Genomic DNA, 12,758 nt, shown 5'->3' with positions numbered 1-12,758 from the left:
TTTATATTGCTATACATTGTATATCATGATTCATACAGGATATTAATAACGACACAGGGCTTAACGGCACAATATTATCCTGCAACGATGCCTTGCTTTGTGCCAGATCACCCCCACTTTTCATCCAGGTTTGAAACGATACATTTAACACCTCAGAAACCCCATTTATACTTTTTATAAATTTTGCTATTTGTGTATCATTTACCGGCACGCCTATTTGTACTTGTTGTATATGGTTTGTAATCCAGGGGGATAAGTAAATATTTAACAGCTGATTTATATTTTTTTGCATTCCCTGACATTCAAACCCTTGGCTTATCATTGCGATACAAGTGATTTTCACATATTGCATGTCAAAATTTGACACCTCAACCTGAGCAAATGCCGAAGTTTTTTCTTTCAGATATTCAGTTATCATTTCTTCCCGGCAGGCAGTAATCAATGGCATAAACGCACTTGCATCTGTCCAGTCTGCATATGCCTTCACCACATATACACCTATTTTTCGGGTAATCTTATCAAATACAGTTTTGGCAAAATAAATATCATTAAACTGCTGCCTTACCATTGTAAAATAATCTCCGGCATCAACGGCCCTGTCTTTAGTTTCCATGCGGGCGCAAATCCTGCTGTTCATGGTGGCCTCATTCTCTGCAGGCGCCCCTCCAAATGAAGCAAATGGCTGTAGAACAGTCGCAATTTGTGGTATTGGGTTTTTAGGTTTTGTTATGGCATTTGCCGCCAGTACGGGTATTTGGCTATCCGTTAAAAATTCCGTTCCCGACCGGGTTACGTTAAAGGCATTGGTTTTTACTATAACAGTATGCGGAAAGGTTTCCGGATTAGTTTTCACAGCTATTGCAAACCAGAATTTATTATCCGGCATTATCTGGCTTTGATTAGTAATATCACCGGGTACATTTAACTTTATAATTCCTGAACAATTAAAATTATTAGTACCATCAGAAAGTAATGAGAGTGATTGCCACCCGTTTATGCTCAAATAATAATATTCGATCTGATCATTAACATTGTTTATCTCATATTTTCTGGTCAGCTCAAAATAGATACTGAGCCCGGCAGCCGGTACAAGATCATCCATACCTAAAAACAAATAACCCATGTAGTCCATTGGCGCAAATAAAGGCACACCTGTTCCCGATGCAATGTTTTCAGTAGTACTGATAGTATATGAGCCGGGTATTGGGCCGGTAGTGCCATCATATATTTTGTACTTTTCAAAAGCACCGTATAAATAACATTCTAAAGGATAATCATCAACAGCAGGATTAAATGTATATGTTTGAGAGGCGCTGTAACTTGCTGATAATTGATTAAGCTTTGGTGCAAATGGCAATACGGCTGTTTGTTTAAAGCTTTTATCAAACCATTTTTGTAATGAAATGGCATTGTCCAATGCTATCTGGTAAATTATGTTTGAATATAATTCCATCCCAAACCCGTATACAGGATCGCATAATTCCATTTTTACAAAACCGGATAAGCTACTGTCAGTAAATTTTAGTGGTGTATCTTGTATACCCGGATCGTATATAAACTTATCGCCGGTATTGTTATAAGCAAAGGTGCTTTTACCCACCAGATTACCGGCAGCATCAGTAGCAAAAAGTGTTTCGCTTGTAATTTCGCTGCCATCCCAGGCAGCTATGGTATCATTGTCTTTACCAGGAACGCAAACACATTTTTGGCTTGCATGCAAGCTAAAATCTTGCCAGTTATGGTTTTGTAATAGCTGAAAATTCACCTTAAAACAGCAATTATTAAAAGGGTTTTCGGAATTATATTCGTTAACATTCTGCTTTTTAACCAATGTAGAAAGCCGCTGTTTTACACGTGTAAAAAAGGATTCGTTACTATATAAATAATCGTTGTATTGCGCATAGTAATCCTTAAAATTAAAACCGGGTAAAATATTATTCCAATCAAATTCAAAATTAATATCATTAAGTGGCTTACTAAATATCTCGTCGCTTCCAATCAAAAAACTGCTATTGAGCGCAGGGGTTGGCCCAAAAAGTTGATACGGTGTTTTGGTACTTAATGCACCATCATTATTATAAAGCTGGAAGGTTTTAAAATCAGAAGCACTTACAGTTATATTAAGCGAATTAATAACAGGTGGAGCCGATAACTTTGATAATGCGCTAAACTCAATTTTGAGCATTGGCCAGTTGCTTTGAAAACCATCCGGATTCTTAGCAAATGCTTCAATTGGCGGGTAACTACCATCGGGGCTTATCGTAATAATTAGCGAATCAGGCGATGTGCCCGCTTTTACCACGGCTGTAACCTTAACCCAGTCTTTTTGCGTACTCAGATAATATGATGCGCTGTTCATCATTTGTACATCAGCATTGCCGGTATAGCTTATTGTTAACTGAATAATGCGGGTTCCCTCCCTTAACAAAAACATTGGCGATGCAAATACAATGGCTGGCATTACCAGTGCGCCCGGCAAAGCGGTATATCCACCAAATGTTGGCCACGACTGTACAGCACCATCTGAATTTTTTTGCACTATGGATGGGGTCGCTATCTTTTGGAGATAAAATGCATTAGGATTTGCCGCCCCGCTAACATACCCTAATGTAAAAGCTTCGGTAATTGAAGCTGAGTTAAGATTTACATCCCCGGTTGTTGTAAATACTACGGGCCGTTTTTCAGCATCGAGCCCGGCATTAAATAAAGTACCCGATGGCAAATTAAATGTTGTGCCCGGTTTGGCCAGTTCACAAAAAACATACGCACTATCGGGCACTGCGGTACGTTCTGTTTGCTTCAAAATATCCTTATAATAAAATTGCAGATGCTTGGCAGAAATGCCATTTAATTGCGCTTGCTGTATTTGCAAAAGTTCAACAAAGCCGCGTAACAGCGTGGTATCCGGATATTGACTGCGCCTTTTACTTAGTTTTTCATAGTCGACAGATGAATGCTGAATAATGGTTTGAAAAAAATCAAATACAATATCGCCTGTTTTGGTAAGGGCGTTATAAAAATCCCCGTCTGAATTTTTTGTTATCGGGTTATCCAAATCCAGAATTTCCCAGTACGGGCTTTTATCTTTATCCTGTTTCCATATCAGTTTTTCGTTATGTTCAAATAAATAAAACTTGGTTGGGTCAGAAAACTGTATGCCTGTAATAGCCGATGAAATAGAAAGATTTTGCCTCAAAGCGATTACAGCCCAGTAATAAGCGCTGATGTTGGTCTTGGTTTGATCTATTACGTATGTTTTTAGATCATAAACTTCGTTTGATCTTTGCATGTAATAGATCCAGCGTTTTATACAAATAAAAACCCTGATAAGCTGATCAAATAACTGATTAAATAAATTGGAGATAGCTACTAAATCAGTGATCACTTCATTTTTCTGATCATCAATAAGTACTTTTAACCTGTGGCATGTTTCGAGATACTGGTTGTGGATTTGTGCAAACCTGGTTTTTGAAATACTGGCCAGTAAAAAAATGGGGTCTTTGAGCATAAACGGCGCCCAGTTGCCTTTTATATTATTTTCTTCATCATAAAAATTGATCACAGAGGCAAACTCAGCAAAAAAACATAACCTGTCCTGCTCGGTCCTCCCGTCAATAAGTGACGAACCGGGCATAAGTGCTTCGTTCAGCGAATTTAGCAGGCTATATTGATCAATTCCATTCATTTGCTGATAGTCTCAAATTAGTTCCCTCATTTAGTGAAAAAGGAAAAACATAATTATGCCTTGTATTCGTTTGGTTGTATTCATAGGTAATTATAATTTCAACCCTTCCATTTTGCTGGTCAATAAAATCTGCTTTTACATCAGTAACCGTTATCCTGGGTTCATTAAATAAAAGTGCACTTTTAACCACATCACATATTTCGCCTTTAAGCGCGTCATCCATTTTTCTAAACAAAAACTGCTGCAAGCCCGCCCCAAACTGTGGCTCCAGGCATCGCTCACCTTTATTGGTCTTCATAATAATATCAATGGAATCATTGATATTGTCTTCATAAGCCGACAAATTCAACTGGAAATTTCCGGGAGAAAAAGTCACCGGGAATGCCCATCCCGATCCTAAAAAGTTTTTTTCGTGTTTATCCACCTATCATTACATTAAATGCGCCTAACATAATTTGCCCGCCGTGTGCAGTTTGGTCGCCTATACGGGCAGCAGGCATACCGCCTATTAGCACCGTAGCCGATCCTTTTACAATACTATCCGGCGGCCCTACACATACAAGCATATCACCAACCCTTGCAGCCGGCAGCCCTACAATTAACACAGTAGGTTCGCCGGGGCCAACTATAGGGCCACCAACATGCGGTATAGGTACCAATGCCGGGGTTACCATAGGGCACTCATGAAAATCTGTAAGTCTTGCTGCTGGTGGCATAGTTTATTTAGTTTATCATTACCATTGCACTTTTTAAGGTAAGCTGCATACCGCTTGTTACTTTAGCCATCTGCGCACCCTCTGCCGAATATTGCATATCCGCGGTTTCCTTTATATTTATACCTTTAGTGGCTACATCTCCTCCTGAAGATTGTACAGTTATTCCCTGTGTACCTTTTATATTCACATTTTGATCCGCCTCGATATTTATATTTTTAGGGCTTTTTATAGTGATGCCATCTGCCGACATTATGATACTATTTGAATGTTGATCTTTAATGGTGATCTGCTTGGCATCATCGCTGATGATCATTGTGTTTTTTGCTGGGGTTTCGATGGTTAATATCTTTTTATCATCATCAAACTGTATAGAAATACCCGACTTTGATACTATTGCCTTTATTGAATTTTTTTGATTAGGTGCAAGCCCTTCAAAAGGTTTTACCTTTGAACTGCTGTAAAGGCTGCCTAATATTACCGGGAAACGGGGGTCCTCATTCATAAATCCTACAACTACTTCATCACCAACTTCTGGTAAAAAAAATACTCCCGCGCCGCTTGTTGAATAAAAATTGGCCAGCCGGGCCCAGATTCCTGCCCCATTTTTGTCGAAAACCGGTACCGTTACCAATATTCTAAATTGCGAGCCAGGGTCCTCATACATTTGCTTCACTGTACCACTGTACAGTCCGCTTGCGCCGGGTAAAAGCCCCGAAGCAGCTGGTGCAATTACATCAGGCTCTTCAATAAACCATGTTGGCGACAGACCGATAGATACATCGGTTAGCCAGTTACCATCAGAGATATTATGCGTAATACCCGACATCAAGTGATCACCATTAAACCTGTCGCCCAAACCCTGTAGGGTAATGTATTTACCCGGTGCAACTATGGCTGTACCCTGAAACTTAACATCACCCCGTATTTTGGCATATTCGCTTTTTGTTACTTGTGCTTCTGTCCAGTTAGTTAAATCAGCTGTTTCAATAGGTGCATTGCTTTGCAGCATATAGTTATCAAGGCCTATTACTTCTGATAGCTTTTTTGAGGAGAGGTTTCCAGCTCCCGCTAAGCTGGCGCTTGAGCTGGTTGATATGACCGCCTGGGTTTTATAATCCCACGCATTCGCCGTTACATTACCTAATTGCGTTATTGAATTTAATTCGGCATTACATTCCATTAACCCATCGCCATACTTCATAGCAAATACCGGAGCGGTATTTGCCCCGGGTTTAAAAACTGAAACTTTACCGCCATCTGTGGTTACAACCATGCTGTTTGCATCAGCGGCGCTTAATATATAGTCCCAATCTGTTACATAATATTGTACCTGCTCCGGCCATACTGTGGTTGTAGCGGTAACATCTGCCGATAACCCGCTGTAAGTACCTATTATGGATGATATGATATCGCTGTCCTTTTGTTTTGAATAGGTGAGGCATTTTCTGCCAACAATCATTCTTATTGCTTCATCCCGGCACTCAACTTCCAGGGCCGATCCGTTACTCTCATCTATGTGTATTGCCTGCCCTGTAACTATCCCTTTAAATAATACCGAATTATTTGAATCATAACCGGCCTCGATTGAAATTTGTGCCCCAGGAACAAAAATTGATGAAGAGCTGGCATCAAATTTTCCTGTTCCCGAATTACCATCCAATATCATAAGTTTTGCTGACGAAACACGGTTTATTCTTTTTCCGATCCTGATCGAAAGTATCCGCAATTCGTCGGGAATAGGGCTACCTGAAACTTTAACCGTAAAGGTTACTACCCCGCCTATTGTACCTGATGCTGCCATTATACAGGTTGAATTATTGGTGGAAAAATTAATGTCCTTACTCCTTTGAGGTTCCTGAACTTATCCAAATCATTATACCTTGCTACGTGTACATAGTATGAATCATCATTCCAGATTTTTTCGCAAATCTGCGGAAGTGTCATACCTTCAACAACGGTTACCAGATGACTTACGTCGGGTGATTTCTTCTGATTGAGTTTGTTGATTGTATCAGGCGAAATGTATTGGCTAAATCCTAAGGATATTTTCGCCCTCAGTGGGGTACCGTCTGGTTTAAAGAGTGTATAGGATATATCAAACGATACCAATACGCCTTTAAAAATCATATTTTTACCCCACTGTACCGATACAAAGTTTGGCCTGTGTATTTGCCCGTTATAGGTATAAATAATATTTTCGAGTGCGGTAATTTCATCAGGCATGCTTATCCTTTTGGGATCAACAATACCTGTACAATCTATCACAATATCAAAATTAAGCTTATCGCTCGGGGTACTTTTATATTTCTGCGATGCAGAGCTTGAATCAGGAGCCTGTTGCTCATTATATTCGATACTCCGCTGTAACTTAACCGAGTCGGGATTTATCATAACCGTATAAGGTTTTGAACGGAAAGCTTTTTGAAAATTGCCATCTGTATAACCCGTAATTCTTAACAATGCCAAACTTCCGCTCATAGCCAAATAAATAATTATCGTTTATAATTGCTGCGTTCAGTATTTTCCCTTATCATTCTTTTACATTCTTCAATCAATTGCCTCTTTATCAAATTCAGGTCTTTTTCCTTCACCCCGGCCGGCCGGTTGCGGTCGGTGCTTAATACCTGTGTTTTAATTATTATTTCCCTGATCTCGATAGGCATAATCTTAATCAAATAAGTTTCCAAACAAGGTATCCGACGTTACATCAAAGTAGGTGTAAGCCAATTCAATAGATTCGATGACTACACCGTTTTCCTGCGATTTAAAATCCGAGACTGAATACTTTACCGGGTAGGCGTTGTGGAACGTCCACATTACGGATACCACCCCACTGGCATCCAGCAAGCTTACAGATACATCATTCGGTGTAATTTTATTAGCAAGGCCGCCATCCAGGCAACTCGCGCACCAATCTATCAATTGCGAGCCTTCAGTTCTGATTGCTCTTTTAAGTGTTAAATTTTGATTAGTTGTAATAACCGGGAGTTTATATTTAAAACGATTTTCGCCCCCGCAAACAACTTCTTCAGTAGTTAACTCTTTTGATATCCCTGATACTTCCTGAAATGCAGCATCTTCACCCCTGAATGAAAGAGAAAAATAAAAACTTACCGGATAGGTACTATTATTTTCCATTAGTTATAATCAGTTGCTCGTGTGCAATTTCAATGGTATCTACTGCTACTTCATTACCATCCGATTTAAGATCGGTGCTGGTAATTTTTGTAGGCCAGGCATTATTTAATTGCCATTGCATAGTTACAGTACCATCTTCATCAAGCAGCTTAATTAAAACAGTTCTTCTTTTAATTACATTCATTGATATTTCGGCATGCCAGTTCCAAAAGGTATTATCATTAACAAATACACCCCGTTTCATGGTTACGTTACCATATTTTGCAATACCCGGCATTTTTTCTGTCGAAAAAAGCGGGCTATTGCTTTTGCGGTATTCAATTATCTGGTTTTCTACATCCATTCCTGATACTTCCTGAAATGCTACTCCCTTTAATTCAGATCCAAGATCAACCTCAAACCTGAATTTCGGCATGGGCCATGTTGCGCCTTCTGCACTACCGTCATCTGTTGCCATAATTTTATATTTTTTTAGTGTTTAATTAAATTTGTTAATTGTCATACTAGCTTGAAGTAGCCATTTCCTGTTGGAAAGTAATCACGATAAATTCTGCAGGCCTTACAACCGCAACTTTAACTGATACATTCATAAAACCATTCAAAATATCATTCCCAGTCATGGTGGTACCTAATCCGCAATCAACAGAGAACGCATCAGACGCAGTAGCTCCCATCAAACCGCCTTGTTTCCATATCGAGGTTAAAAAACTGCCTATCATTGCTTTTACAGCCTCCCATGTATTTTTAACATTTGGTTGAAATACGTAGGCTTGTGCTGCAAGCTTGCAGGATTGCTCCAACATCGTCATGGTTCTGCGTACAGAAAGGTATTTCCAATCGAGGCTATTGCCATCCAATGTCCTGGCACCCCAAACTAATATGCCTAATCCGTTAAAAAACCGGATAGCATTAACAGATTTTCCCGACACAGCATCAATATTTAAATTCATCTGCTGGCTTTCTGATAAGCGAATTGGTAATGATGTTACGCCCACCATCGAGGTATTTGCCGGCGCTTCCCAAACACCATCAAGCGAATCAATGGTAGTCATTACACCGGCCATGCCTCCGCTTGGTGGCAACATATTAGCATCAAGCAAAATATTATTGATAATGGATTTATATGTTTTGCTTGAATTAGTTAAAGCATTATTATACTGTGTAACTGTTAATGGGGCACCGGCAGGTGTTTCAATATTGCTTAAAATGGTTGCAACATTAGGGTCCGGATTAGATGCAGGGTTAATTATAGGGGCAAGCTGTTTTATATCGCCACCAAACAAATTGGTGTAGTCAATGTCCTGAGGTTGCATAATTGATGTGCCCACAAACGGATAATATGCTGTACCATAATTTAACCCCATGTTACCCGTACCATTTCTAAAAGTGGTAATATCATTGGTATACATAATCGGGTCGGGGTTTTTGCCGCCTATAATATCAAATACGCTCACTGCTGTTTGCATATTGGTGCATTGCAACAACATAGCTTCCATCAGCGTGCTGTTATCACCAATCGAAAGCAATGTTGCTTCGGGGCATATGTACATAGTTGGCATCTGCTCATTTAGCAATAACTTAAGGCCGCCCAGCAAATCGTTCAATAAAACATTTGAATTAACAAGCGGATCGGTTAAACCCATTGGTTTTTGCGATGGCGGCCCGTATGTTCCTACCGAAACAATATAGGCTTCGGCCCCGCCATTTTCGTAAAAAAGCCTGATGCTGTTATACAGGTAATAAATAGTGTTAGGATCAGGTAATATAGAATAATAATTACCATTAATTTGCATATACTCGTTACCAGATGGCTTGCTTTTTTGTTGCACCAGGTAATATTGCGGGCTATATTGCTTTGCCGCAGGTGCCGGGGCGGCCGGATCCGGATAACAGAATATTGCATTAAACTCTGCAAATGACGACACCATGGTAGGCACGCCGGCATATGATTTCCCCTCGTATAAAGCCGTCGGTGTATAACCAATAAAGGCCGGTACTGCCGTGGCAACTGCCACCGCCGAATTTGGGAAGGCGTTTATCTCGTTTATATAAACGCCTGGTGAACTAATGGTTGATAAATTCATAAACTGTGATTTTTTTACTGGTGCTATATATATACATACATTTTTGATGAAACTTTACCCCCGCTGCTAATAGCGCCTATACGCATAGGATCAGGGACAGGCAGTCCTTTAAATATTATTTTAGCGGAAGAACCTTTATTTACAGTGTTGGCACTTGGTGTGGCCTTACTGATTAGATCAAACTTATTATTTGCTGTTACGCTTAATGGTATCATATTATCACCTGAGGAAAAAAGAATGGCTTCTTGTCCATTCTCAAGGATCACATCGTCAGGGCCGGAAAAATCAATTGCTGTTTTACCTGATATTTGCGGGTTTTGCAACTGCAACGAACTGCTGTTTATAATATAATATTGCCATTGTGTTGCCCTGGCCGTATAGCTGATGTGCAATTTGAAACCACCCTGATCATTAAATTTAATAACATCATCAAAGTATATTATTAAACTGCCAACGTACCCGGTGCTTGTGTCATCCGATAAATGCATGGCAAGATCAACCATGTTATTTTTATATTTATTTTCAATAGCATGGCTATTATAAATCAACTGGCCAATATTATCCACTAGTAGATCTGTAAAAAAATAAAAAGCAGGGTCATCAGTTGCGATATTAAAATCAAAATAGTTTTTACCTGTTGTACTGCTGATGTAATTGAGTAAGCCGGTAACTGTATTTTGCGGGTTTATATAAAATTCAAACCCATTTATATTTTCTCTCATTTTGAGGTCAAACCTCCGGAATAACTCACTAGTAATTGCACCTGGTTTAAATTGAAGGCAATTGCAAACCTCCCTTTCAAAATATGAATGCGATACCACGATGCTAAATATTGGCTTAAAGCTGCTCTTCATATTACAGGGGGTTTATTGTAGTTGAATATTGAAGCACGGCAGGTATAAAGCCCTCTGTTTCATTAGCCTGTATTGTAATCAGCCTCATTTTGTAAATTATTGAAGGTTGATATTTTGCGCCCATCGCTGTCCATAAACCTTGCATTTGATGATAGCTGATCTTTTCAACCTCAAATTCCAACTTATGTAATCCGGCGGGGATATTAGATGATGTTTGTGCATCAAGCACCGTGTTTGCTTGGAAATATAAAATAGCAGCATTTAAAAATTTTAGCGTTTCGCTGTAATCATCAAAATTTGAACTAACTAATACGATCAGGTTATATCTTTCTGAAGGACTTACATCAGAAAAATTACCATTGGTGAGTTTTCTATTATGATTATAAAATGCCTTGTTCGTCTCTTTTTCAACGTTAATCAAGGAGATAACCAGCTTATTTTGGTTAATAGTTGGTATCGAGCCATTGCTTTCAATAAGATTATTAAGCACAACTTTACTTTCATCCAAACCAAACCGGTTGCGCAAAAACTGGTCAAGCGAACTATTCATAAATTGCATTGCTTGGGCTATCATCGGATAAGGTTTAGTATGCTTTATAAGTTTTTACTCAACTGTAATAATGCGTTGTGTAAAATTATCAATAACATGTTATGGTAGTTATGCCTGCACATATACGTTTCGTATACAGCCACTCATCTGCCTAAAAAAAGCATAGACAAAGTGTAGACAATGAAACGAAAGAGATGGGATATTAAACTAAACGGGCACTTTTTTGGCCTACGGTAATCAGATAACTCTTAAGGTCCTGATCAGCTGTGAGCGACATTTTCTTTTTTAAACGATACTTATGGGTACGTACGCTTTCCTGATTAATACCCAGTAAATTTTTGATATCATCATTACTCATATTCATTTTCAAGTAACAACAATATTTTAGGTCGATTGGAGTAAGATCGGGGTATATTTGAGCTAGCTGCAGCAAGAAATTCGGATCGCTTTGTTCAAAATACAATCTAAAATCATCCCATAATTTACTATTGTTGGCCGACATTTTGATCCAGTGTACTATCGAACTTAATTCGGCTCTAATGCTATCATTCACAAGTGGGTAAAGATCAGCTATACGTTCCTTTATCTTTAAAAGCACCTCAACCTTCTGGTCCAGCTCCAGTACATACCGGCTAAGGCTCCTGTCATTACCGATCTCAGTGTTTTTTATTGCGGCTGCTTGGGCAAGGCTTTGGGCAGGTAACACTTCCTTTTTTAGAGATATGCTCCTAAGAAGCAAGATAGAGTTTATATACCCATTAAGGTAGCCAGCCCTGGTAATGTATTCAAACTGACAGGTAAATACAACGCAATTTTTATCCCAATTTAAAATAGCGTCAAAATTGTTGTTAATACAAAGTATAGGTACTTCGGGCTTTATTCTGTTAATATCCTTTATCAACATTGGCATGCTGCGGAAAGATAAAATAACTAGATCAGGTTTAAGTGACTTAACCAGATCTATCAAATCACTGATCCGTGCTGTTGAAACAATATTATAAGATAAAATAGCGGTTTCATTAATGTTATTTAACACACTGTATAAATGCACTGCATTATCACATCCAATTACTATAAACTTTTTTCCGCTCATTAATAAGGTTGATAAGGTATTACTATACATCTTGTAATGAATAGGTTAATCTCCATTACAAAAAAACAATCAATTTAAGCTTGGTACAGTTGTGAAATACTTAATTCAAAAAATTACTGAGTTGTATGTTACGTAATAGCTAATCATAATATTAACCATTACGCCACATAAAGCATATTAATCGACAGAAAATTAATCAAAAATTAAATATTTAAACAATGAAGACAAAGACTGATAAGGTTACGTTTATTAATATTGAATATCAATAAATTATTCGTAAAAGCTATAAAAAAATAAAAAATTAACTAAAGCTTAATATCAATAGGTGAGTTAAAAAAGAATTATGTTGACTGAATGCAATTATTATTTTAATGCTACACTGTACCGCGGCACAGTTGAAGCACCCGGTATACTTGGTACAAATAACATCAAAAAAAGGCCAAAACACCATTAAATAGGCAGTTTTTAAGTCCGTCTATCGCTAAAATGCTTGTCGGCTCAAGATTCTCTGAACGCACAAAGCCTCCGCTGGTTAAGCGAAGGCAATTTGTGTTATTGTTCTTGGTTGTAAATGTTTTTTAAACCAAGAAACCCCTCAATCATTCGATTGAAGGGTTTTGGATTAACAGCATTAAAGC

Annotated in this window: 12 protein-coding genes; all 12 read right to left on the bottom strand. The window is 38.5% G+C overall.

Going from position 1 to position 12,758, the window contains the following annotated elements; genetic code table 11:
* Nucleotide 1: 1 nt before the first annotated feature.
* Complete coding sequence (locus GSQ74_RS09360) at nucleotides 2-3,685, bottom strand: hypothetical protein (RefSeq protein ID WP_158992497.1); 3,684 nt, start codon at nucleotides 3,683-3,685, stop codon at nucleotides 2-4.
* A complete protein-coding gene (locus GSQ74_RS09355) occupies nucleotides 3,672-4,109 on the bottom strand; it encodes a GPW/gp25 family protein (protein ID WP_158992495.1) in 438 nt (145 codons plus the stop codon). The genes GSQ74_RS09360 and GSQ74_RS09355 overlap by 14 nt, the downstream gene beginning before the upstream one ends.
* A complete protein-coding gene (locus tag GSQ74_RS09350; protein WP_158992493.1) occupies nucleotides 4,102-4,401 on the bottom strand; it encodes a PAAR domain-containing protein in 300 nt (99 codons plus the stop codon). Before GSQ74_RS09350 ends, GSQ74_RS09355 begins: the two co-directional genes overlap by 8 nt.
* Nucleotides 4,402-4,408: 7 nt before the next feature.
* Nucleotides 4,409-6,202 carry a type VI secretion system tip protein VgrG gene (gene vgrG / locus GSQ74_RS09345; RefSeq protein ID WP_158992491.1) on the bottom strand — a complete coding sequence of 598 codons (1,794 nt, stop codon included), beginning with the start codon at nucleotides 6,200-6,202 and terminating at the stop codon, nucleotides 4,409-4,411.
* Nucleotides 6,202-6,879: a hypothetical protein gene (locus GSQ74_RS09340; protein ID WP_174236922.1), complete on the bottom strand. Its 678-nt coding sequence runs from the start codon at nucleotides 6,877-6,879 to the stop codon at nucleotides 6,202-6,204. The genes vgrG and GSQ74_RS09340 overlap by 1 nt, the downstream gene beginning before the upstream one ends.
* A 14-nt stretch (nucleotides 6,880-6,893) precedes the next feature.
* On the bottom strand, nucleotides 6,894-7,064 hold the full coding sequence (locus GSQ74_RS09335; protein ID WP_158992489.1) for a DUF5908 family protein: 171 nt from the start codon (nucleotides 7,062-7,064) through the stop codon (nucleotides 6,894-6,896).
* A 4-nt stretch (nucleotides 7,065-7,068) separates the two neighbouring features.
* Nucleotides 7,069-7,539, bottom strand: coding sequence for a phage tail protein (locus GSQ74_RS09330; RefSeq protein ID WP_158992488.1), 471 nt, complete (start codon nucleotides 7,537-7,539; stop codon nucleotides 7,069-7,071).
* Nucleotides 7,529-7,996, bottom strand: coding sequence for a phage tail protein (locus GSQ74_RS09325; protein WP_158992486.1), 468 nt, complete (start codon nucleotides 7,994-7,996; stop codon nucleotides 7,529-7,531). The genes GSQ74_RS09330 and GSQ74_RS09325 overlap by 11 nt, the downstream gene beginning before the upstream one ends.
* 46 nt (nucleotides 7,997-8,042) lie before the next feature.
* Entirely contained in the window at nucleotides 8,043-9,623 is a 1,581-nt protein-coding gene (locus GSQ74_RS09320; RefSeq protein WP_158992484.1) for a phage tail sheath C-terminal domain-containing protein, read from the bottom strand.
* Nucleotides 9,624-9,646: 23 nt separating this feature from the next.
* Entirely contained in the window at nucleotides 9,647-10,345 is a 699-nt protein-coding gene (locus tag GSQ74_RS09315; RefSeq protein ID WP_158992482.1) for a hypothetical protein, read from the bottom strand.
* A gap of 133 nt (nucleotides 10,346-10,478) precedes the next feature.
* Complete coding sequence (locus tag GSQ74_RS09310) at nucleotides 10,479-11,051, bottom strand: DUF4255 domain-containing protein (protein ID WP_158992480.1); 573 nt, start codon at nucleotides 11,049-11,051, stop codon at nucleotides 10,479-10,481.
* Nucleotides 11,052-11,229: 178 nt separating this feature from the next.
* Entirely contained in the window at nucleotides 11,230-12,150 is a 921-nt protein-coding gene (locus GSQ74_RS09305) for a hypothetical protein (protein ID WP_158992478.1), read from the bottom strand.
* Between the last annotated feature and the right edge of the window lie 608 nt (nucleotides 12,151-12,758).

The sequence above is a fragment of the Mucilaginibacter sp. L196 genome (genome assembly GCF_009765905.1).
In the GTDB taxonomy this organism is placed as follows: Bacteria; Bacteroidota; Bacteroidia; order Sphingobacteriales; family Sphingobacteriaceae; genus Mucilaginibacter.
Note: the sequence above shows the minus strand (reverse complement) of the source record. Positions and strands in the feature narration are given on the sequence as shown.

Bases quoted from the DNA above. Each gene is read 5' to 3' on its own strand.
- GSQ74_RS09340 (WP_174236922.1), bottom strand. From the start codon at position 6,879: ATGAGCGGAAGTTTGGCATTGTTAAGAATTACGGGTTATACAGATGGC.
- GSQ74_RS09325 (WP_158992486.1), bottom strand. From the start codon at position 7,996: ATGGCAACAGATGACGGTAGTGCAGAAGGCGCAACATGGCCCATGCCG.
- GSQ74_RS09305 (WP_158992478.1), bottom strand. From the start codon at position 12,150: ATGTATAGTAATACCTTATCAACCTTATTAATGAGCGGAAAAAAGTTT.
- GSQ74_RS09335 (WP_158992489.1), bottom strand. From the start codon at position 7,064: ATGCCTATCGAGATCAGGGAAATAATAATTAAAACACAGGTATTAAGC.
- vgrG (WP_158992491.1), bottom strand. From the start codon at position 6,202: ATGGCAGCATCAGGTACAATAGGCGGGGTAGTAACCTTTACGGTTAAA.
- GSQ74_RS09360 (WP_158992497.1), bottom strand. From the start codon at position 3,685: ATGAATGGAATTGATCAATATAGCCTGCTAAATTCGCTGAACGAAGCA.
- GSQ74_RS09310 (WP_158992480.1), bottom strand. From the start codon at position 11,051: ATGATAGCCCAAGCAATGCAATTTATGAATAGTTCGCTTGACCAGTTT.
- GSQ74_RS09315 (WP_158992482.1), bottom strand. From the start codon at position 10,345: ATGAGAGAAAATATAAATGGGTTTGAATTTTATATAAACCCGCAAAAT.
- GSQ74_RS09320 (WP_158992484.1), bottom strand. From the start codon at position 9,623: ATGAATTTATCAACCATTAGTTCACCAGGCGTTTATATAAACGAGATA.
- GSQ74_RS09350 (WP_158992493.1), bottom strand. From the start codon at position 4,401: ATGCCACCAGCAGCAAGACTTACAGATTTTCATGAGTGCCCTATGGTA.
- GSQ74_RS09330 (WP_158992488.1), bottom strand. From the start codon at position 7,539: ATGGAAAATAATAGTACCTATCCGGTAAGTTTTTATTTTTCTCTTTCA.